This is a genomic window from Pseudomonas sp. B8(2017) (assembly GCF_002113575.1).
Lineage (GTDB): Bacteria > Pseudomonadota > Gammaproteobacteria > Pseudomonadales > Pseudomonadaceae > Aquipseudomonas > Aquipseudomonas putida_Z.
Genome location: NZ_NEIO01000009.1, coordinates 135,324 through 156,351 on the forward strand (window position 1 = coordinate 135,324; position 21,028 = coordinate 156,351).

Here is a 21,028-nt window from a genome sequence, read left to right on the forward strand (position 1 = left end):
GCTACCATCATGCTCAAACCCATCCTGCTGGTCGAAGACAACCCACGGGACCTGGAGCTGACGCTCCTGGCGCTGGAGCGCAGCCAGTTGGCCAACGAGGTCATCGTGCTGCGTGACGGTGCCGAGGCACTCGACTACCTGCTTCGGCGCAATGCCTATGCCGAACGTGACGATGGCAACCCCGCCGTGTTGCTGCTGGACCTGAAACTGCCAAAGGTCGACGGCCTGGAGGTGCTGAAGGAAGTACGCGCCACCGCCGAACTGCGCAGCATCCCGACGGTGATGCTGACGTCCTCGCGCGAGGAGCCCGACCTGCTGCGCGCCTACGAGCTGGGGGTGAACGCGTACGTGGTCAAGCCGGTGGAGTTCAAGGAATTCGTCGCCGCCATTTCCGACCTGGGGGTGTTCTGGGCGGTACTCAACGAACCGCCACCCGGCTCGCTGCGCCTGAACCGGCGTGGCAGCATCTGAGGTGCCCGCGACGATGCAGCCAACGCCGCTGAAACTGCTGATGGTCGAAGACAACTCGATGGACGCCGAACTGACCCTGATGCGCCTGGAGCGCAGCGGGCTGCAAGTGCAGGCGCAACTGGTGTTCGACCATGCCGGTGTCGAGCAAGCCCTGATCGAGGCCCGCTACGACCTGATCCTGTGCGACTGCGTGCTGCCGGGCTCGTCCGGCACCGAAGTGCTGGCCATCGCCCAGCGCCTGGCACCGGACATTCCGTTCATCTTCCTGTCTGGCATCTATGGCGAAGAACATGCGGTGGAAATGATCCGCCTGGGCGCCACCGACTATGTACTCAAGAAGAACCTGCCGCTGCTGCCCAAGGCCGTACGCCGGGCCCTGACCGAAGTGCAGGAGCGCCAGCGCCGACGCCGCGCCGAAGAAGCCCTGGCCGACGTCGAGGCACGTGCACGCATTGCCATCGACGCTGCCGGCATGGGCACCTGGGACATGCGCCCGCAAGAAGGCCTGTTGTTGTGGGATGACCGCTGCAAGACCCTGTTCGGCCTGCCCGCCGATACCGAAATGAGCCTCGAGGTGTTTTACGCCGGCATCTACCCCGACGACCTGCCGCAGGTGCGCGAGGCGGTGGAGCACGCCATGTGCCCGGAAAGTGGCGGCCTGTATCGGGTCGAATTCCGCATCGCCCAACCCGCTGGCCTGGAACCGCGCTGGCTGCTCAGCAGCGGCCAGAGCCAGTTCGTCGACGGAAAGTGCGTGCGTTTTTCCGGGGTGCTGCAAGACATCCACGCCCAGCGCCTGGCCAACCAGGCACTGCACCAACTCAACGAGATGCTGGGTGAAAGGGTCGAGCGCCGCACCCGCGAACGCGACCGTGCCTGGGAGCTGTCGCAGGACTTGCTGGCCGTGCTCAACAAGGACCTGACCCCAGTCGCGCTGAACCCCGCCTGGGAAGCCAGCCTGGGCTTGTCCCGCGAACGCCTGAGCCAGTCGTCCTTGCTGCACCTGCTGCCCGAGCCCGACCAGGAGCTGCTGCTCACCGAACTGGCCGCCCTCGCCCATGGCCGCACCAGCGCCCGTTTTGTCGGGCGTATCCTGGATGCCGGTGGCCAGCAACGCTGGTTGTCGTGGGTGGTGGTGCCGGAAGACACCCTGCTGTACGTGGTGGCACGCGACATCACCAGCGAGCGCGAAGCTGCCCTGGGCCTGGCCGAAGCCAACGCCCGCCTGCGCGAGCAGATCGCCGAACGCGAACGTATCGAGGCCGCGCTGCAGCAGATGCAGCGGCTTGAAGCGGTGGGCCAGCTGACCGCCGGTGTGGCTCACGACTTCAACAACCTGCTGACGGTAATCCTCACCGGTGCCAGCTTCCTCGAGCGCGACCTGGCCAAAGCCGACGTTGAAAAGGCCCGTGCGCGGCTCACGCACATCCGCGAAGCCGGCGAGCGCGGCGCCAAGCTGACCTCGCAGTTGCTGGCTTTCTCCCGCCGCCAGCGCCTGGAACCGGTGGCGCTGAACCTCAACCGCACCCTGGCCGGCCTGGAAGAGTTGCTGCGCCGCACCTTGGGCGGCAATGTCTCGGTGCGCCTGGACCTGGAACCAACCCTGTGGCAGGCGCTGACCGACCCGACCCAGACCGAAATGATCATTCTCAACCTGGCGATCAATGCCCGCGATGCCATGCCCGACGGCGGCCAACTGACGCTGTCGACCCGCAACACCCGGATCGACGCCCGCCCGCAGCGCCCGGAAGACCCGGACCCTGGCGAGTACGTGATGATGAGCATCCGCGATACCGGCTGCGGCATGAGCGAAGAGGTGCTGGCCAAGGTGTTCGAGCCGTTCTTCACCACCAAGGATATCGGCAAGGGCTCGGGCCTGGGCCTGGCCCAGGTATTCGGCTTCGCCAAACAGTCCGGGGGTGGCGTGCGCATCGACACCACGCCTGGGCGTGGTACGCAGGTGGCCGTGTATCTGCCGGCAGTCAAGGGTGAAGCCGTCAACGAACCGGTGCCGTCGCTGTTCAGCCACTCGATAAGCGAAAGCGGCCGTAATCGCACCGTGCTGCTGGTGGATGACGACCATCTGGTACGCGACATGCTCGGCGATGTGTTGCGCCAGTACGGCTACCAGGTGCGCCAGGCGCACAGTGGCGAACAGGCCTTGGCCTTGCTGGATGAGCAGATCGACCTGCTACTGAGCGATTTCGCCATGCCCGAGTTCAACGGTGCGCAACTGGCACTGGCGGCACGAGAGCGGTACCCGCACCTGCCGGTGGTACTGCTAACCGGTTATGCAGAATTGCAGGGGCTGGAGTTGCCGGGCAGCCTGGTGATCCAGAAGCCGGTACAGGCCGATGAACTGGCCCGCTTGCTGAACGAGATGCTTGGAACTGCCAGGTGACCGAACAGCCCGCGACAAAACCTGCGGAAACGACAAAGCCCAGCGCTTGTCTTTCCAAGCACCGGACCGAGATACGTTTGAAGCAGGAAAATGGCAGGGGCGGCTGGATTCGAACCAACGCATGGCAGGATCAAAACCTGCTGCCTTACCGCTTGGCGACGCCCCTGTATCGGATGCAGCGTTTGCTGCTCTGACAATTCCAACTGAGTGACAACTGGGTTGTTGTCTTGGAATGCGCGGCACTTTAACAACAAACTTTCGGTCTGTGAACCCCCCGATGAAAAAAAATTACCAAAAAACAGCGAGTTAGTCATTTTCGGGGTTGGCGCGGCGACCATCCGTCGTTTTCCGCCCGCTTGGCTTCAACACAATCGCTTTCCTCCCTTCCAATCAGATGAGCCATCTGCATTGACCAAGGAGGACCCCATGCCTGTCTCCCACGACCTTTACCAGGACTTGCACTACCCGCGCGAAATCGTCCAGCAACGCCGTCAGCAGGACAAGGCACTGGACCGGCTGCTGGACGAGTACATGGACATCGACAACCAGGTGCTGGCCGCCGAGTCGATCTCGGCGGGCAACTTCGAGGATGAAGACCTGCGCCGCCTGAAAGAACGTCGGCTGGCAGTGAAGTACATGATCGAGCGCCAACTGGAGCACAAGGCTTGAGCTAACCCTGCAACATGGCCAGGGTCAGGGCGTCCTGATCACCGCCGTAAAACTGCACCAGCGCCAGCTGGAACAACGGGTTGTCGGGCGCCGCCCGGGCGAACAGGGTCAGGCACGAGCGCAGCTTGAGGTGGTCGGGGCTGCCGAGCATTTCACGGGCGCTCTTGTCGCTGTGCTGCAACAGCGCAGTCACGCAGGCCTCCAGGCGTGGGCCAAGCAGCGGATGAGCCAGGTAGGCACGGGCCTCGTCGATACCGGCCAGCGCATAGCGTTCGGCCATGGCGCTGTGGCCCAGGCCATCGAGCTGCGGGAACACGTACCACATCCAGTGGCTGCGCTTGCGCCCGGCCTGCAGCTCCTGCATCACCTGGTCATACACAGGGTTCTGCGCCTCGACGAAGCGCTGCAGATCAAAGTCGGCGTGCATGCTCGCCCCTCCTCGCATCGGCTCCAGCCTCTACTGTACGCCTGCCATGGCAAACCTATCTCATCAGGCGATGATTGCCGCGCACTTTCTGTATTGGTCAAAATGGCCGCCCTCGGGCAAGCTGCACGCTGCCCCGCCATCGCCCAAGGAGCTTTGCTTTTGCCTGCCTGGATCCCTACCCCGCTACGCCAGCTTGGCCAACGCCTGCGCGGCGCCGCCGCCAACCAGAGCGAACTGCTCGGCTGGTTCGAGGACAAGGCGCACAGCCGCGGTTACCAGCTCAGCGACGGCCAACGCCGGGTGATCCACTGCATGGCCGAACAACTGGCGCAGCTCGAACAAGGCCAGCCGCGCAGCCTGTACCTGTACGGTTCGGTAGGCCGGGGCAAGAGCTGGCTGCTTGATGGATTTTTCCAGGCGGTGCCGGTGCAGGCCAAGCTGCGCCTGCACTTCCATGACTTCTTCGCCCGCCTGCATCAGGGCATGCACCGCCACCGGGCGCTGGACGATGCATTGGGCGCGACCCTCGACGAGCTGGTGGGCGATTGCCGGGTGCTGTGCTTCGACGAATTCCATGTGCACGACATTGGCGATGCCATGCTGCTCACCCGGCTGTTCAATGCGTTGTTCAGCCGCGGCGTGTTCCTGCTGGTGACGTCCAACTATGCACCCGAAGGGCTGCTGCCCAACCCGCTGTACCACGAACGTTTCCTGCCGGTGATCCGCCTGATCAACAGCGCGATGGAAGTGCTGGAAGTGGGTGGCGATACCGATTTCCGCAGCCTGCCGGCCAACCGCGAGCATCAGCGCTTTACCCGGGGCCACTATGTGTGGCCGGGCAATGCAGCGCAGCGCCAGGCGCTGAAGGTGCCCGAGCCGCAGCCGGTGATGCTGGAAGTGAACAAGCGCCCGCTGCGCGCGCTGGCCGTCGATGGCCGGCGGGTGGTGCTTGGCTTTGACGACCTGTGCGAAAAGGCCACGGCAGTGATCGACTACCTGGTGCTGGCCGGGCAGTACGATGAGTGGATCATCGATGGGCTGGATGATCTGTCTGAATGTTCGCTGGCGGCGCAGCAGCGCTTCGTCAACCTGGTGGATGTGCTGTATGACCAGGACCGGCAGGTGCTGGTGATCGGCAAGCGGCCGCTGGAAGAAAGCCTGGGCGGGCCGCTTGCCGACCTGATGCGTACGCGCAGCCGGTTGGGGCAGCTGCATCAGGTAGGGCCCTAGAACTGCATTGCCTGGGCCGGCCTCTTCGCGGGCACGCCCGCTCCCACAGGTATTGCACAGTTCTCAAGGCCTGTGACATCCCTGTAGGAGCGGGCGTGCCCGCGAAGAGGCCAGCAAGGTCAAACCCTCAGCCAGCCCTGGGCAAATCCGCCAGCACCGCCTCGATCTCCCCCAGCACCGCCGGGTCATCCAGGGTCGATGGCGGCACATAGTCCTGCCCGTCGGCAATCTTGCGCAGCACCGCCCGCAGAATCTTCCCGGAGCGGGTCTTGGGCAGCCGCTTCACCAACCGCACCCGGTTGAAGCACGCCAACGCGCCAATCTCCTCGCGCACGCTGCCCACCAGGTCCACCAGCAACTGCGCCTCGGCAATGCCCTCGCCGTCCTTGAGCACCACCAGGGCCAACGGCACCTGCCCCTTGATCTCGTCATGCACGCCAATCACCGCGCACTCGGCCACCGCCGGGTGGCGTGCCACCAGGTCCTCCATCTCGCCGGTGGACAGCCGGTGCCCGGATACGTTGATCACGTCATCCGTGCGCCCCATGATGTAGACGAAGCCGTCATCGTCCAGGTAGCCACCATCGCCGGTGTGGTAATACCCCGGGTAGGTCCGCAGGTAGGCCTGCAGGTAACGCTCGTGGTCGCCCCACAGCGTCTGGCTGCACCCGGGCGGCAATGGCAGGGCGATGACGATCGAGCCCTGGTGGTTGGGCCCCAGCAGGTGGCCCTCGTCATCCAGCACGCGCACGTGATAGCCCGGCACCGCCCGGTTGCTCGACCCCGGCTTCGCCGCGCTGCCTTCCAGCCCTACGCAGGGCGCGGTGACCGGCCAGCCGGTCTCGGTCTGCCACCAATGGTCGTGCACCGGCTTGCCACTGACCCGTTCCAGCCATTCGTGGGTGCTGGAATCCAGTTTCTCGCCAGCCAGGAACAGCTGGCGCAGCGAGCTCAGGTCGTGCTTGCGAATCAGCTCCCCCTCGGGGTCTTCCTTGCGGATGGCGCGCATGGCCGTGGGCGCGCAGAACAATGCATTGACCTTGTATTGCTCCACCACCCGCCAGTAGGCCGAGGCGTCCGGGGTGCGGATCGGCTTGCCTTCGTAGAACACCGTGGTGCAGCCGCTCATCAGCGGCCCATAGACGATCAGCGAATGGCCAACCACCCAGCCCACGTCGGATATGCCCCACCACACATCGCCGGCCTGCATGCCGTAGATATGGCGCATGGCGTAGCACAGCGCCACGGCATTGCCGCCGTTTTCCCGCACGATGCCCTTGGGTTTGCCGGTGGTGCCAGAGGTATACATGATGTAGAGCGGGTCGCCGGCATCCAGCTCCACCGGTGCCACCGGCTCGGCGTTGGCCAATGCCGCCTGCCAGTCCAGGTCGCGGCCTGGCTGCAGCTGGGCACGCGCCTGCGGGCGCTGCAGCACCAGCACGTTGCGCGGCTGGTGGCGGGCCAGTTGCAGGGCGCGATCGACCAGCGGCTTGTATTCGATTACCCGGTCGAACTCCAGCCCGCAGGAGGCCGTCAGCAGCAGCGCCGGCCGGGCATCGTCGATGCGCAAGGCCAGCTCGTTGGCGGCAAAGCCACCGAACACCACCGAATGCACTGCGCCAATCCGCGCGCAGGCCAGCATGGCCATGGCCGCCTGCGGCACCATGGGCATGTAGATGATCACGCCATCGCCCTTGTTCACCCCCAGCTGGCGCAACAACCCGGCCAGGCGCGCCACCTCGTCGCGCAGTTGGTGGTAGGTGTAGGCCTGCTGCACGCCGGTCACCGGCGAGTCGTAGATCAGCGCCAGCTGCTCGCCACGGCCCTGCTCGATCTGGTGATCAAGGGCCAGGTAGCAGCTGTTCAGGCGGCCATCGGCAAACCAGCGGTGGGTACCGTCGGCATTGTCTTGCAGCGTGAGGGCAGGCTTGCGGTGCCAGGCCAGGTGCGCGGCCTGCTCCGCCCAGAAAGCGGCAGGGTCGGAAATGGAATGGGCGTAGCTGTGCTGGTAGCTCATATCGAAAGAAACCCGGTACTTGTTGTTATTGAAGGGCGAAACTTGAGTATGGACCGCTACACCCGCACCGCCATGGGACTAAAGTCACAACCGACCTGCAAATTTGCAGACAACGCAAAAACGCCCCATAACGGTGCAAAGCCTCTAGAATAGGCCACCCCTTCAGCCACCGAGCAGCTCATGGACATCGATCAGGCTCGTACCTTTCTGGAAATCGTGCGTTGCGGCAGCCTGGTCGCCGCCGCCGAACGCCTGTTCGTGTCACAGACGGCGATCACCGCGCGGGTACAGCGCCTGGAGCAGCAACTGGGCTGCCAGCTGTTCGTGCGCAGCCGCAACGGCGCCAGCCTGACCAGCGACGGCGAGGCATTCGTCAGTTATGCCAACCAGATGGTGCAAACCTGGGAAGCGGCGCGCCGCGACCTGCCGCTGCCCGAAGGCTGCCAGCAAGTGCTGCACGTGGGCGCTGAGGTGAGCCTGGGCAACCCGATGCTGCTCGACTGGGTCAGTGCCCTGCACCGCGAGCTGCCCAGCCATGCCATCCGCAGCGAGGTGAGCGACGGCGAATCGCTGCTGCGCAAGGTCGAGATGGGCCTGCTGGATGCCGCACTGGTCTACCAGCCGACCTACGGCCCGGGCCTGCAGGTGGAGCAGTTGATGGAGGAAAAGCTGATCCGTGTGCGCCGGGTCGCCCAACCGGACCCGTACATCTATATCGACTGGGGCGAAGCCTTCCGTCGCCAGCACGATGCCGCCCTGCCCGACTGCGCGCGCCCGGCGCTGAGCTTCAACCTGGGCCCGCTGGCCTTGCAGTTCATACTCGACCAGGGCGGCAGTGGCTACTTCCGCACGCGGGTGGTGCAGGCCTATCTGGACAGCGGCGTGTTCGAGCGGGTACCGCAGGCGCCGGAATTCACCTACCCGACCTTCCTGGTGTACCCGCGCAAGCGCGACAGCGAAGCCCTGCAACAGGCCTTCGCCATCCTGCGCCGGCTGGTGGCCGCCGGCGCCAGCGACTGGTCACAACGCTGGGACCCGGTTATCTGAAGCCTCGGCCTTGCTGAGCAGCTGGCGCTTGAGGCCGGCGATCAGGTCGGTCTGGGTGATCACCCCCACCAACTGGTCGGCATCGAGCACCGGCAGGCAATGCAGGCCCTGTTCGCACAGCAATGGCAGCAAGCGCTCCAGCGGGTGCTGGCTGCTGACGCTGATTACCCGGCGGCTCATCACCTGCTCCATGCGCACCGCCTTGCGGCCGAACAACCCGCGCCAACTGAAGCGACCACGCTGCATGGCCGGGCCGACCAGGTCGCTGAGGCTGACGATTCCCACCAGTTTGCCCTGTTGCAGCACCGGCAGGGTTTTCAGATGGTGGCTGGCCAGCATTTTCCAGGCCTGCTCCAGAGTGGTGTCGGGCGTGGCGAACTGCACGTCGCGGGACATCACCGAGGCCGCGGTGATACCGCCGAGGCTGCGCTGCAGGGCGTGTTGCTCGGTGGCCAGGATGATGCGTTCCAGTTCGTCACGGGTGACGTCGACGAACTCGCCCAGTTCTTCCAGGGCCTGGTCCAGGTCTTCTCCACGGATGCCGACCCGCTCGCTGGGCAGCGGATCATGGGTGTGGTGCAGGTCCTTGCGCGGCACCGTGCCTTTCGGGTAGCGCACGCCGGTGAGGCGGTTGTAGAGGATCGCCACCGCTACCAGGATCAACGCGTTGAGCAGCACCGGCTCCAGCAGGTGGTCGCCCATGGCGGTCAGCCCCGGGTCGGCCAGCACCGCGCTCACCGCCACCCCGCCACCTGGCGGGTGCAGGCAGCGCAGCAGGCACATCACCAGGATCGAGATACCCAGGGCGGCAGCGGCCACCCACAGCTCCGAGCCGAAGCCCTGGCGCATGGCCAGGCCGACCGCGCCGGCCAGGGCGTAGCTGCCCAGCACCGGCCAGGGCTGGGCCAACGGGCCCGAGTGCACGGCGAACACCAGCACGGCCGAAGCCGCCAGCGGGCCGAGCAGGTGCAAGGCGATGCTGGGGCCATAGGCCATGCTGGTCAGCCAGCCGGCGAGGAACAGGCCGAGCAACGCGCCGATACCGGCACGCAACCATTCTTTGGGGGGAATATTCAGGGGCGCTGGCAACAGCCGCTGCAGACGACTTTCGGAACGCGAGGCAGACATGTAGGTAATCGGAATCTGTAGTTTTTCTGGTTAAAAAGAAAGCCCAGCCGAGGTGGCCTGGGCCTCGTATTGCGGTTGCAATAGCACAAGGGGCTCCGTCCGTGGAGAGATGGAAACCGCAGGGTTTCGTGGGGGAATTTTGCCGGGTGGGGTGAGATTGGGCTAATTCAAAAAAATGCGGCTGTACTGCAATTTTTTTGCAGTGGTGATATGGCCCATGGGGTCATGCTTGTCGGCTCCCACAGGGTCCTGCACATGGCTTGAGGTCGATGCGAGCGGCGTGGCAGCAACTGTCTTGCTCAAATTCTAAAAGTTGGCGCGATCCCTGTGGGAGCTGCCTTGTGTCGCGAAAGGGCTGCAAAGCAGCCCCAGCAATTTCAACTGTTGTGCATCAATCCTGGGGCCGCGTTGCGGCCCTTTCGCGACGCAAGGCCGCTCCCAAAGGTACAGCGACAACCTCGAGAGCAACGCTGTACCTGTGGGAGCTGGCTTGCCGGCGATGGGCCGCAAAGCGGCCCCGGCATTACCGAGCCTTGCGCGGCAAGTCGATGCTTACCCGCAAGCCGCCCAACGGGCTATCCAGCAGCGCCAGGCGCCCGCCCCAGGCCTCGACGATATCGCGCACGATGCCCAACCCCAGCCCGTGCCCGTCTACCTGCTCGTCCAGCCGCGAACCGCGCTCCAGTACCTGCTGCCGCTGGCCCTCGGGGATACCGGGGCCATCATCATCGACCCACACCTGGTAGCCCTCGGCATTCGGCACGATACCCAGCCGCACCTCGCTGTCGGCCCACTTGCAGGCGTTGTCCAGCAGGTTGCCGAGCAGCTCCAGGAAGTCCTCGCGGTCCCAAGGCAGCAGCAGCCCGGGCGGCACATCCCTGGCCAGCAGCAGGCCCTCGCCATGGATCATGCCCAGCGTCCCCAGCAACCCCGGCAGCTCGACGTCACAGTCGAACTGCGCGCCAGGCAGCGCATCCCCGGCCAGGCGCGCACGGTTCAGCTCACGCGCCAGGCGCTGCTGAATCTGCTCCAGCTGCTCACGCATCTGCGCGCGAACATCCGGCAGGTCCTTCAGGCGCTCGCTGGAGGCCAGGCTCAGCAGCACCGCCAGTGGCGTCTTCAGTGCATGGCCCAGGTTGCCCAAGGCATTGCGCGAGCGGCGCAGGCTGTCTTCGGTATGGCTCAGCAGGTGGTTGATCTGCCCCACCAGCGGCGCCAGTTCGCTGGGCACTTCGGCATCCAGCTGCGAGCGCTGGCCCTGCTGCAACTGGGCGATCTGCTGGCGTGCCCGCTCCAGCGGCCGCAGCGAGCGGGTGACGGTGATGCGCTGCAACACCAGCACCAGGATCAGCGCCACCAGGCCCATGCCCAAACCGATCTGTTGCAGGCGCCGGAAACCTTCGCGTACCGGTGAATAATCCTGTGCCACGCTGATCGAGATGTCCTGGCCCAGGCGCCGGTAGTCGGCACGCAGGGCAAGCAGTTGCTGGCCTTCCGGGCCGAGTTCGTGGCTGTCGGAAAGGCCCGGCGCGGCGGGCTTGGGCATGTCCAGATCCCACAGCGAACGGGAGCGCCAGGTGCCTTTATCGAAATCGATGCGGAAGTAATAGCCGGAAAACGGCCGCTGGTAGGCGGCCGAGATACGCCGCTCATCCAGCTGCAGGCCCGAAGGCCCGCGCACCAGGGCCACCAGCAGGTTCTCGCTTTCCTTGCGCAGGCCGTTCTCCAGGTAGCGCTGCAGGCCGACCTCGAACAGCCACAAGGTCAGCTGCGCCAGCACCAGGCCGACCACCACCAGCACCGCCACCAGGCCCAGGCTCAGGCGCGCCTGGATCGACTTCACGCGGCGCTCCCGGCGTAGATGTAGCCCTGCCCACGGCGGGTCTCGATGACGCTGCGGCCCAGCTTGCGTCGCAAGTGGTTGACGTGCACTTCCAGCACGTTGGAGTCGCGCTCGGTTTCACCGTCGTAGAGGTGCTCGGCCAAGTGGCTCTTGGACAGGATCTGCTGCGGATGCAGCATGAAGTAGCGCAGCAGGCGGAACTCGGCGGCGGTCAGCTGGATATCCACGCCGTCACGGTTCACGCACTGCCGGCTTTCGTCCAGGTGCAGGCCGGCCGCTTCCAGCGTCGGCTGGTTGGCCAGGCCACGGGCACGGCGCAACAGCGCCTGGATGCGTAGCTGCAGTTCTTCGGGGTGGAAGGGTTTGCTCAGGTAGTCATCGGCCCCGGCCTTCAGCCCTTCGATACGCTCGGCCCACGAGCCACGGGCAGTAAGGATCAACACCGGCGTGGCCAGGCCGGCGGCACGCCACTGGGCCAGCACTTCCAGGCCCGGCAGGCCCGGCAGGCCAAGGTCCAGGATGATCAAATCGTAGGGTTCGCTCTGGCCCTGGTACACCGCGTCGCGGCCGTCGGCCAGCCAGTCCACGGCGTAGCCCTGGCGCTGCAGGCCGGCAGTCAGTTCATCGGCCAGCGGCACATTGTCCTCGACAAGCAACAGGCGCATTCAGTCGTCTTCCTCGTCTTTGAGCAGGGCACCGCTGCTGGCGTCGAGCTTGATCTCGCGCACCACGCCTTCAGCCGTCAGCAACTCGACTTCGTATTCGTAGCGATTGTCGTCTTCTTCCAGCTCGGCCTCCAGCAGGCGCGCCCCGGGGTGACGCCCCAGGGCGGTTTCCAGCAGATGCTCGAGTGGCAGGATGATGCCCTTCTGGCGCAGTTCCAGGGCTTCGTCCTGGTCCAGGTCGCGGGCAACGGCCAGGGAACACACGGCCAGCAGGGCCAGCGCGAGGTAGCGCGCCGACCGCAGTAGGTGGGTCATCAGTTGTCCCGCTCGTCCTTCAGCACTTCACCGGTCTTGGCGTCCAGCGCCACGTCCCATTCGACGTTCTGCGTGTCGCGCAACTCGACCTTGTAGATGTAGCGGCCGTACTCGTCTTCAAGCTCGGAGTCGGTGACGGTGGCACCCGGGTGCTTGGCCACGGCGGCGGCCTTGAGTTCGTCCAGCGACTTGACGGTCTTGGCATTGACCAGCTTGACCACTTCGTCGGGCTGCACGTCCTTGGCGATGGCGGAATGTGCACCCAGGGCAAGGGCGGCGGCTACGGTGAACAGGGCAGTCATGTGTTTCATCGTTCTTCTCTCCTGAGAACTGTGCAAGTTGTCTACGGGGTTAAGATTAACCACCGGTCCTTAATTCAACCTGAAAACAACTGGCGCCATGATAGCGCAGGTCAGGCTGCTGTCTCGCCATCACAGAATCCTGCGCGGTCCCTGTGGGAGCGGGCATGCCCGCGAACACCGGCGGAGCCGGTGCCATAAACCGCGCTGGGCCATTCGCGGGCGCGCCCGCTCCCACAGGGAATGTGACATGCTTTAGAACCTTGTTCCCTATGCGACAGCGCAACCCGATGGGTTGGGCAATCTCCTGCAGGCCCTGTGCATGCCTTGAACCCTTTACAATGACTCGCCTGCTGCCCAAGAGATCCGCCATGAGCGCCATTCACATCAAATACCCCGCCCTCACCTTCAAGGCCGGCCAACGTGCCCTGCGGCAGGTCCGCGAGCGCGGCCTGCAGGCGGCCGATGTCGGTGTGTTGCCGGGTGCGGCTGGCGGGCCGAAACCGCTGGGCATCCAGGGCCTGGACCTGGCGCTGTTCGGTGAGTGGCTGCCGTCGGCACCACGCCAACGTGCGCTGATCGGCGCCTCAATCGGCGCCTGGCGCTTCGCCAGTGCCTGCCTCGACGACCCGGTCGCAGGCATCCGTCGCCTGGGCGAACTGTACACCGAGCAGGATTTCGCCAAGGGCGTCACCCCGGCCGAAATCAGCCGCAGCTGCCAACACATGCTCGACAACCTGCTGCAAGGCCGCGACGGCCAACTGCTGGCCAACCCGCACTATCGCCTGAACATCCTGGTAGTGAAGAGCCATGGCCAGCTCGCCCACGACCATCGCGGCCGCCTGGGCCTCGGCCTGGGCTCGGTGATCGCCAGCAACCTGCTCGGCCGTTCGCGCCTGGCCCGGCACTTCGAGCGCATCATCCTGCACGACGGCCGCGCCACGCCGCCGCTCGACGCACTGACTGACTTCCCCTCGCGCTGCCTGCCGCTGGACCTGGCCAACCTGCGCCATGCCTTGCTCGCCTCAGGGTCCATCCCCATGGTCATGGAAGGTGTGAAAGACATCCCAGGCGCAGGTGCAGGCACCTACCGCGACGGCGGCCTGCTGGACTACCACCTCGACCTGCCCTACCGCGGCGACGACCTGGTGCTGTACCCGCACTTCACCGACAAGGTCGTACCCGGCTGGTTCGACAAGGCCCTGCCCTGGCGCAAGGGCGATGCCACCCGCCTGCAGAACGTGCTGCTGATGACACCCTCGCCGCAGTACCTGGCGGCACTGCCCTACGGCAAGCTGCCCGACCGCAACGACTTCAAGCGTTTCATGGGCGATGCGCCTGGCCGCAAGCGCTACTGGTACAAGGCCATTGCCGAGAGCCAGCGGCTGGGCGACGAGCTGCTGGAGCTGATTGCCACCGGGCGGTTGCATGAACGCCTGCAAGCCTTGTAGCGGCCATGCTGGTAGACTGCGCGCATTCTTGATTCACATAGAGTTATGACAGCGTGGAAATCTTCAAGGAATTCACATTCGAATCGGCCCACCGCCTGCCTCACGTCCCTGCCGGGCACAAATGCGGTCGCCTGCACGGTCACTCGTTCAAGGTCGGCCTGCACCTGACCGGCCCGCTCGACCCGCACACCGGCTGGATCCGCGACTTCGCCGAGATCAAGGCGATCTTCAAGCCGATCTACGAGCAACTGGACCATAACTACCTGAACGACATCCCGGGCCTGGAAAACCCCACCAGCGAAGTGATCGCCAAGTGGATCTGGGACCAGGTCAAGCCGCTGCTGCCGGAACTGTCGAAAGTCCGCATCCACGAGACCTGCACCAGCGGCTGCGAGTACAGCGGCGACTGACCCCGGCAAGGGCGCTGTAGCAGCGCCCTTGCGCCCCCCTAGAACCTGGCCGAGGTTTCCAGCACCTGCACAGTCAGGGAACCTTCCTCACCCAGCGCCTCCGTACCCAGCCTGCGTTCGCTGCGATCTGCCAGCTTCACGACTCGGCCACTGCTGTGCCTGAGCTTCACGTTGGCCACTATTGCCCCCACCTGCAGGGCAGCCGGGTCCAACCCGTCCAGATGCCAGAGAAAATCCGCCTGCGCACGAACCGATTGCCAGCGCTGCGCCAGGCTCATGGTCCAGCCCTCCTGTTTGCGCAGGGTGAAGTTCAGGCGCCGACCACGCTCGTCAAGCGGCCAGATCTCATACGCATACACCCCGTTATCGAGGTAGGCGGCAAACCAGAAACGCTCGCATGCCGGTCGGGTTTCATTGTCGCGCCAGCGCGTGCCCAACGAATCGGCCTGCTCCACACTCAACCTTGCCCGTGGGTTCCACTCCCAGCCTTCGTCAAAGCGAGCTGCCACCAAGCCCTGCACGCCGTCCGTGGAGCCGGCTGGCGTCTCGTCGGGCCGCCAGCACAAACTGGCGATGAAACTGTGCTCTGCCTTGAACACATGACTGCTGCCCGCCCGCTGCAGGCCCGTGCCCCAGGCGACATCACGCGCTTCATGGGCGTAGTCCAGCACTTCGAGGGCCATCAGGCCTGGCTCGCCAGTCAACGTGTTTATCAGCCACGCCTCCCGGTTGGCGATGCGCCTGGCCCGTTGCCCGGCGGCGTCGACCAGAACGACATTGCATAACCGCGCCCCGCGCTTGATATCGTTGTGGTTGATACCCGAAAGGTTCCACAGGTGCTGCGGGTCGGCCAGATGCTGACGCCCGGCCGCCGTCTCGTACTGGTCCTTCACGCCCGCATAGCCTGTAAAGCCTGACAGCGCCCCCGGCTTACTGTAGACAATCCGGTTCAGCGGTTTCCAGTTCCGGTCATAAGGCCGCATTTCATAGCGCAGCGTCGCCCCGGTCCGGTCCGTACCGCTGACATAGGCTCCGAACCAGAACAGCTCGCCATACACATGACTGGGCAAGGTGTAACTCCATGGCTCCAGCTGCAATGGCCCGGTGCCTTCGGGCTCGGCCCGCAGATACCGGTACCAGTGGTCATTGTGAAACCCGGCCCCGCCATAATGCAGCCACATGGGGGCAAGCCTGGCGGTCGAAGCGTCCCACTGATCGGGATGCAGGAGCTCATCGCCCAGCTGCCACCAGCAGCGAGCCAAAAAGGAAAATTCCGGGTGGTAGACATAGTCGCTCATGGGCGCTTCCTGTACATGGAAAACGCCGGACACTACGCGAGCGATGCCGCCCGAAATCAGCGGGAAACAGCCTACTCCAAAGCCTGTTGCAGGAACGCCGGGGCGATGTAGCGCTGGTAATGCGCCTCGGACAGCAGGAAGAACTCACGGTCGATGGCGTCGCGCAACTGCGGCAGCTCCCAGTCGCGGAATTCCGGCAACAGCACCATGCCATAGGCCTCCAGGTCACGGATCATCCGCGCCCCACGGGCAATCAGCTGGTACGCCCAGCAATATTCCGACTGCTGCTCGACAAAGCGGATGGAACGCTGCTCCAGTTGCTGGCGCAGCAGGCCTTTGTCGAACACCTCCAGCTTGGCCATCATCACCTGCACCAGCAGCTGCTCCAGGCGCAGCCACACGGCGCGCTTCTGCGCATCGTCGTAGCCGTTCCAGTTGATCACTTCGTGGTGGAACCGCTTGCAGCCACGGCAAACCGTGTCTCCGTAAACCGTGGAGCACAGGCCGACGCAAGGGGTCTTGATGGACTTGTTGGACATGAAAAACAACAGCTTGGCGGTGGAACACGGGCTCATGTTAGCCCTTTGTCTAACCAGGGTCACTCGTTAAAGTCATCTTCGCCGCCTTACGTTCGAGCTTTTTTTGCCGTAGAATCATCCCGCCTTTTCAAAGGCAACAATGTCCGTTGGAAGCTGTTTTCAAAGCGTCACGAGCACAGTTCATCCGGTAGAACGGCGTTGGCCCGGGCCATGCATCCCTCGCATGCCCGTGCCAGCCCTCATCAGCTCCCCGTTCTGCAGGCGTAAAACTTTGAAAGCAGCTTCTGTAAGGATTCTTTGCGACTCTGGCTGGGCGGCCCACAAAGCCGTGGCAGCGCATGGGTGCATTGAATGCTGGATGAGCGTCCCGGACCCCCTTTAGGGACCACTGATGAGGGAAATAACTGTGCTTGAAGCCTACCGCAAACACATCGAAGAGCGTGCCGCCCTGGGTATCGTGCCCCAGCCGCTGAACGCCGAACAAACTGCAGGCCTGGTCGAGCTGCTGAAAAACCCGCCGGCCGGCGAAGAAGCCTTCCTCGTAGACCTGATCACCAACCGCGTACCGCCAGGGGTCGACGAAGCTGCCTACGTCAAGGCCGCTTTCCTCTCCGCCGTCGCCAAAGGCGAAGCCAAGTCGCCTCTGATCGACCGCAAGCACGCCACCGAACTGCTGGGCACCATGCAGGGCGGCTACAACATCGAAACGCTGGTCGCACTGCTGGATGACGCCGAACTGGGCGCCGTCGCGGCCGAACAGCTCAAGCACACCCTGCTGATGTTCGATGCCTTCCACGACGTGGCCGAAAAAGCCAAGGCCGGCAACGTTCACGCCAAGGCCGTGCTGGAATCCTGGGCTGCCGGCGAGTGGTTCACCTCGCGTCCGGCCATCGCCGACAAGTACACCCTGACCGTGTTCAAGGTGCCTGGCGAAACCAACACCGACGACCTGTCCCCTGCCCCGGACGCCTGGTCGCGCCCTGACATCCCGCTGCACGCCCTGGCCATGCTGAAAATGGCCCGCGACGGCATCGAGCCGCAGCAGCCTGGTTCGGTCGGCCCGCTGGCCCAGATCGAAGCCGTCAAGGCCAAGGGCTTCCCGGTTGCCTACGTCGGTGACGTGGTCGGTACCGGTTCCTCGCGTAAATCCGCCACCAACTCGGTGCTGTGGTTCTTCGGCGACGACATCCCGTACGTGCCGAACAAGCGCGCCGGTGGCTTCTGCTTCGGCACCAAGATCGCCCCGATCTTCTACAACACCATGGAAGACGCCGGCGCCCTGCCGATCGAATTCGACTGCACCAACCTGGGCATGGGCGACGTCATCGACGTTTACCCGTTCAAGGGCGAAGTGCGCCGTCACGGCAGCGACGAACTGGTCACCAACTTCGAGCTGAAAACCGAAGTGCTGCTGGATGAAGTCCGCGCTGGCGGCCGTATCCCGCTGATCGTCGGCCGTGGCCTGACCGAAAAAGCCCGTGCCGAACTGGGCCTGGGTGCTTCCGACCTGTTCAAGAAGCCGGAGCAGCCTGCCGATTCGGGCAAGGGCTTCACCCTGGCACAGAAAATGGTCGGCCGTGCCTGCGGCCTGCCAGAAGGCCAGGGCGTGCGCCCAGGTGCCTACTGCGAGCCGAAGATGACTACCGTCGGTTCCCAGGACACCACTGGCCCGATGACCCGCGACGAGCTGAAAGACCTGGCGTGCCTGGGCTTCTCCGCTGACCTGGTGATGCAGTCGTTCTGCCACACCGCGGCCTATCCGAAGCCGATCGACGTCACCACCCACCACACCCTGCCAGACTTCATCCGCACCCGTGGCGGCGTGTCGCTGCGCCCGGGCGACGGCATCATCCACAGCTGGCTGAACCGCATGCTGATGCCTGACACCGTGGGTACCGGTGGCGACTCGCACACCCGCTTCCCGATCGGCATCTCGTTCCCGGCAGGTTCCGGCCTGGTGGCCTTCGCCGCCGCCACCGGCGTAATGCCGCTGGACATGCCAGAGTCGATCCTGGTGCGCTTCAAGGGCAAACTGCAGCCAGGCATCACCCTGCGTGACCTGGTCCACGCCATCCCTTACTACGCCATCCAGAAGGGCCTGCTGACCGTCGAGAAGAAAGGCAAGAAAAACGCCTTCTCCGGCCGCATCCTCGAGATCGAAGGCCTGAACGATCTGACCGTCGAGCAAGCCTTCGAGCTGTCCGACGCCTCGGCCGAACGTTCCGCTGCCGGTTGCACCATCAAGCTGCCAGAAAAGGCCATCGCCGAGTACCTGCAGTCCAACATCACCCTGCTGCGCTGGATGATCGGCGAAGGCTACGGCGATGCCCGCACCCTGGAGCGCCGCGCCCAGGCCATGGAAGCCTGGCTGGCCAAGCCTGAGCTGCTGTCGGCCGACGCCGATGCCGAATACGCCGAAATCATCGAAATCGACCTGGCCGACGTGAAAGAGCCTGTGCTCTGCGCGCCGAACGACCCGGACGATGCCCGCCTGCTGTCTTCGGTACAGGGCGAGAAGATCGACGAAGTGTTCATCGGTTCGTGCATGACCAACATCGGCCACTTCCGCGCTGCCGGCAAGCTGCTGGACAAGGTCAAGGGCGGTATCCCGACCCGTCTGTGGCTGGCTCCGCCAACCAAGATGGACGCTCACCAGCTGACCGAAGAAGGCTACTACGGCATCTACGGCAAGGCTGGCGCGCGCATGGAAATGCCAGGCTGCTCGCTGTGCATGGGTAACCAGGCACGTGTGCAGACCGGTTCGACCGTGGTCTCCACCTCGACCCGTAACTTCCCGAACCGTCTGGGCGACGCCACCAACGTGTACCTGGCATCGGCCGAGCTGGCTGCTGTCGCTTCGATCATCGGCAAGCTGCCGACCGTTGAAGAGTACATGCAGTACGCGAAGGACATCGACAGCATGGCTGCCGACGTTTACCGCTACCTGAGCTTCGACCAGATTGCCGAGTTCCGCGAAGCGGCAGCCAACGCCAAGATCCCGGTGGTTCAGGCGTAAGCTGAGTTGTAAGATGTAAAAGAAAGCCCTGGCAGAAATGCCGGGGCTTTCTTGTTTCAACCTGTACCGGCCTCTTCGCGGCTAAAGCCGCTCCCACAGGGACCCCACAGTTTTCGAGGGCTGCGCAGGACCTTGTGGGAGCGGCTTTAGCCGCGAAGAGGCCAGCACAGGCAACCTCAGATCACGAACAGGTCGACAAACCTGTGCACCGCCATCTGCTCCAGCTTCTGCTGGTCCTTGCACACATCCACGATCTCCCCACATCGCTGCCGGGCAAAGCGCGTCGCCAGGTTGTCCCTGAACTTGGCCTCCAGCAACGGTATGCCCTCCCCTCGCCGCCGGCGATGCCCGATCGGGTATTCCACCACCACTTGATCGGTACTGCTGCCATCCTTGAAGAACACCTGCAGCGCGTTGGCGATCGAACGCTTGTCCGGCTCCAGGTATTCACGGCTGAAGCGCGGGTCTTCCACCACCTCCATCTTCTCGCGCAGGCGGTCGATACTGGGGTGGTTGGCATGGAAGGTGTCTTCGTAATGCTCGGCCACCAGATGACCGAAAATCAGCGGCACCGCCACCATGTACTGCAGGCAGTGGTCGCGGTCGGCGGCATTGGCCAGCGGGCCGCTCTTGGAAATGATGCGGATCGCCGACTCCTGGGTGGTAATGACGATACGGTCGATTTCGTGCAGGCGGTTACGGACCAGTGGATGCAAGGTTACCGCTGCTTCGCAGGCGGTCTGGGCGTGGAACTCGGCAGGGAAACTGACCTTGAACAGCACGTTTTCCATCACGTAGCTACCCAAGGCTTGCGGCACGCGCAGCTCTTGCTGCTCGGACGGCTTGAGCGCAAGGTCCTTGTTGGTGTGACTGAACAGCACATCATAGAAGCCCCACTGCGGCGCAGTGAGCACGCCCGGCACGCCCATCTCGCCACGCAGGGCAATATCGGCCAGGCGCACGCCACGGCTGGAAGCATCACCGGCGGCCCACGATTTGCGCGAACCGGCGTTGGGCGCATGGCGGTAGGTACGCAGCGCCTGGCCGTCGACGAAGGCGTGGGACAAGGCACTCAGCATCTGCTCACGGCTGGCCCCCATCAGCCTGGCGCACACGGCGGTGGAGGCCACCTTGACCAGTATCACGTGGTCGAGGCCAACGCGGTTGAAGGCGTTTTCCAGCGCCAGCACGCCCTGGATCTCGTGAGCCATGACCATGGCTTCGAGCACATCGCGCATCAACAGTGGCGTTTCACCTGCGGCCACGCGCTTCTGCGACAGGTGATCGGCAACCGCCAGGATGCCGCCGAGGTTATCCGAGGGGTGGGCCCATTCGGCGGCCAGCCAGGTATCGTTGTAGTCCAGCCAACGTACCGTGCAGCCGATGTCCCAGGCGGCCTTGACCGGGTCCAGGCGGTAGGCGGTGCCGGGCACGCGGGCGCCGTTGGGCACCAGGGTGCCTTCCACCTGGGGGCCGAGCAGCTTGGTGCATTCGGGGAAGCGCAGGGCCAGCAGGCCGCAGCCGAGGGTATCCATCAGGCAGTTGCGCGCGGTGTCCAGGGCTTCGGCGGATTCGACCCGGTACGTGAGGGCGTAATCGGCGAGGGTTTGCAGCACCCGGTCGTAGTCCGGGCGGGCGTTGAGGTCTACGTTGGCGCTCATATCCAGCTCCCTTCAGAATTGCCGGGGCTGCTTTGCAGCCCTTCGCGACACAAGGCCGCTCCTACAGGTACCGCGCAAACCGTGTAGGAGCGGGCTTGCCCGCGAAGGGGCGCAAAGCGGCCCCAACGAACTAAAGCCGAG

Annotated in this window: 18 protein-coding genes and 1 tRNA gene; 8 read left to right on the forward strand and 11 right to left on the reverse strand. The window is 64.5% G+C overall.

From position 1 onward, the window contains the following. Positions 1 to 9 precede the first annotated feature (9 nt). Both CAG22_RS15400 and CAG22_RS15405 read left to right on the forward strand, forming a co-directional pair. A complete protein-coding gene (locus CAG22_RS15400) occupies positions 10 to 471 on the forward strand; it encodes a response regulator (protein WP_015269730.1) in 462 nt (153 codons plus the stop codon). 13 nt (positions 472 to 484) lie between these two features. Further along, a complete protein-coding gene (locus CAG22_RS15405; protein ID WP_085705722.1) occupies positions 485 to 2,872 on the forward strand; it encodes a response regulator in 2,388 nt (795 codons plus the stop codon). Positions 2,873 to 2,963: 91 nt separating this feature from the next. On the opposite strand, the gene CAG22_RS15410 is transcribed toward CAG22_RS15405, so the two are convergent. Continuing rightward, positions 2,964 to 3,038, reverse strand: a tRNA-Gln gene (locus tag CAG22_RS15410). 260 nt (positions 3,039 to 3,298) lie between these two features. On the opposite strand from CAG22_RS15410, the gene CAG22_RS15415 reads away from it, so the two are divergent. After that, complete coding sequence (locus CAG22_RS15415; RefSeq protein ID WP_025338457.1) at positions 3,299 to 3,541, forward strand: DUF465 domain-containing protein; 243 nt, start codon at positions 3,299 to 3,301, stop codon at positions 3,539 to 3,541. 1 nt (position 3,542) lies between these two features. Here CAG22_RS15415 and CAG22_RS15420 read toward each other — a convergent pair whose 3' ends face one another. Further along, positions 3,543 to 3,968 carry a DUF1810 domain-containing protein gene (locus CAG22_RS15420; protein ID WP_085592935.1) on the reverse strand — a complete coding sequence of 142 codons (426 nt, stop codon included), beginning with the start codon at positions 3,966 to 3,968 and terminating at the stop codon, positions 3,543 to 3,545. A gap of 159 nt (positions 3,969 to 4,127) precedes the next feature. Here CAG22_RS15420 and zapE point away from each other — a divergent pair, with 159 nt between their 5' ends. After that, positions 4,128 to 5,198 carry a cell division protein ZapE gene (zapE, locus tag CAG22_RS15425; RefSeq protein ID WP_085705723.1) on the forward strand — a complete coding sequence of 357 codons (1,071 nt, stop codon included), beginning with the start codon at positions 4,128 to 4,130 and terminating at the stop codon, positions 5,196 to 5,198. Between the two features lie 127 nt (positions 5,199 to 5,325). Here zapE and CAG22_RS15430 read toward each other — a convergent pair whose 3' ends face one another. After that, positions 5,326 to 7,215, reverse strand: coding sequence for a propionyl-CoA synthetase (locus CAG22_RS15430; RefSeq protein WP_085692140.1), 1,890 nt, complete (start codon positions 7,213 to 7,215; stop codon positions 5,326 to 5,328). A 180-nt stretch (positions 7,216 to 7,395) separates the two neighbouring features. Between CAG22_RS15430 and CAG22_RS15435 the strand changes: the two genes are divergently transcribed. Next, positions 7,396 to 8,262: a LysR family transcriptional regulator gene (locus CAG22_RS15435; RefSeq protein ID WP_085592929.1), complete on the forward strand. Its 867-nt coding sequence runs from the start codon at positions 7,396 to 7,398 to the stop codon at positions 8,260 to 8,262. Here CAG22_RS15435 and CAG22_RS15440 read toward each other — a convergent pair. The 5 genes from CAG22_RS15440 to CAG22_RS15460 form a co-directional block, all read right to left on the reverse strand. Continuing rightward, complete coding sequence (locus tag CAG22_RS15440) at positions 8,236 to 9,390, reverse strand: HPP family protein (protein WP_085705724.1); 1,155 nt, start codon at positions 9,388 to 9,390, stop codon at positions 8,236 to 8,238. The two genes, CAG22_RS15435 and CAG22_RS15440, sit on opposite strands and share 27 nt — an antisense overlap. Before the next feature lie 523 nt (positions 9,391 to 9,913). Beyond that, a complete protein-coding gene (locus CAG22_RS15445) occupies positions 9,914 to 11,233 on the reverse strand; it encodes a sensor histidine kinase (RefSeq protein ID WP_085692142.1) in 1,320 nt (439 codons plus the stop codon). Next, on the reverse strand, positions 11,230 to 11,898 hold the full coding sequence (locus CAG22_RS15450) for a response regulator transcription factor (RefSeq protein ID WP_013971919.1): 669 nt from the start codon (positions 11,896 to 11,898) through the stop codon (positions 11,230 to 11,232). Before CAG22_RS15450 ends, CAG22_RS15445 begins: the two co-directional genes overlap by 4 nt. Beyond that, positions 11,899 to 12,213 (reverse strand): PepSY domain-containing protein, encoded by a 315-nt coding sequence (locus CAG22_RS15455; RefSeq protein ID WP_085705725.1) that lies wholly within the window; start codon positions 12,211 to 12,213, stop codon positions 11,899 to 11,901. It lies immediately after the preceding gene. After that, positions 12,213 to 12,524, reverse strand: a complete 312-nt coding sequence (locus CAG22_RS15460; protein ID WP_025338449.1) for a PepSY domain-containing protein — start codon at positions 12,522 to 12,524, stop codon at positions 12,213 to 12,215. Before CAG22_RS15460 ends, CAG22_RS15455 begins: the two co-directional genes overlap by 1 nt. Before the next feature lie 359 nt (positions 12,525 to 12,883). On the opposite strand from CAG22_RS15460, the gene CAG22_RS15470 reads away from it, so the two are divergent. Beyond that, positions 12,884 to 13,963: a patatin-like phospholipase family protein gene (locus CAG22_RS15470; protein ID WP_025338447.1), complete on the forward strand. Its 1,080-nt coding sequence runs from the start codon at positions 12,884 to 12,886 to the stop codon at positions 13,961 to 13,963. A 53-nt stretch (positions 13,964 to 14,016) separates the two neighbouring features. Continuing rightward, entirely contained in the window at positions 14,017 to 14,373 is a 357-nt protein-coding gene (gene queD / locus CAG22_RS15475; protein ID WP_025338446.1) for a 6-carboxytetrahydropterin synthase QueD, read from the forward strand. A gap of 38 nt (positions 14,374 to 14,411) precedes the next feature. On the opposite strand, the gene CAG22_RS15480 is transcribed toward queD, so the two are convergent. Further along, complete coding sequence (locus tag CAG22_RS15480; RefSeq protein ID WP_085705726.1) at positions 14,412 to 15,671, reverse strand: hypothetical protein; 1,260 nt, start codon at positions 15,669 to 15,671, stop codon at positions 14,412 to 14,414. Between the two features lie 71 nt (positions 15,672 to 15,742). Beyond that, a complete protein-coding gene (locus CAG22_RS15485; RefSeq protein WP_161795747.1) occupies positions 15,743 to 16,210 on the reverse strand; it encodes a DUF1289 domain-containing protein in 468 nt (155 codons plus the stop codon). A 406-nt stretch (positions 16,211 to 16,616) separates the two neighbouring features. On the opposite strand from CAG22_RS15485, the gene acnB reads away from it, so the two are divergent. Then, a complete protein-coding gene (acnB, locus tag CAG22_RS15490; protein ID WP_025338443.1) occupies positions 16,617 to 19,226 on the forward strand; it encodes a bifunctional aconitate hydratase 2/2-methylisocitrate dehydratase in 2,610 nt (869 codons plus the stop codon). A gap of 176 nt (positions 19,227 to 19,402) precedes the next feature. Here the strand turns inward: acnB and prpD are convergent, their stop codons facing one another. Beyond that, positions 19,403 to 20,887 carry a 2-methylcitrate dehydratase gene (gene prpD / locus CAG22_RS15495; protein WP_085705727.1) on the reverse strand — a complete coding sequence of 495 codons (1,485 nt, stop codon included), beginning with the start codon at positions 20,885 to 20,887 and terminating at the stop codon, positions 19,403 to 19,405. Between the last annotated feature and the right edge of the window lie 141 nt (positions 20,888 to 21,028).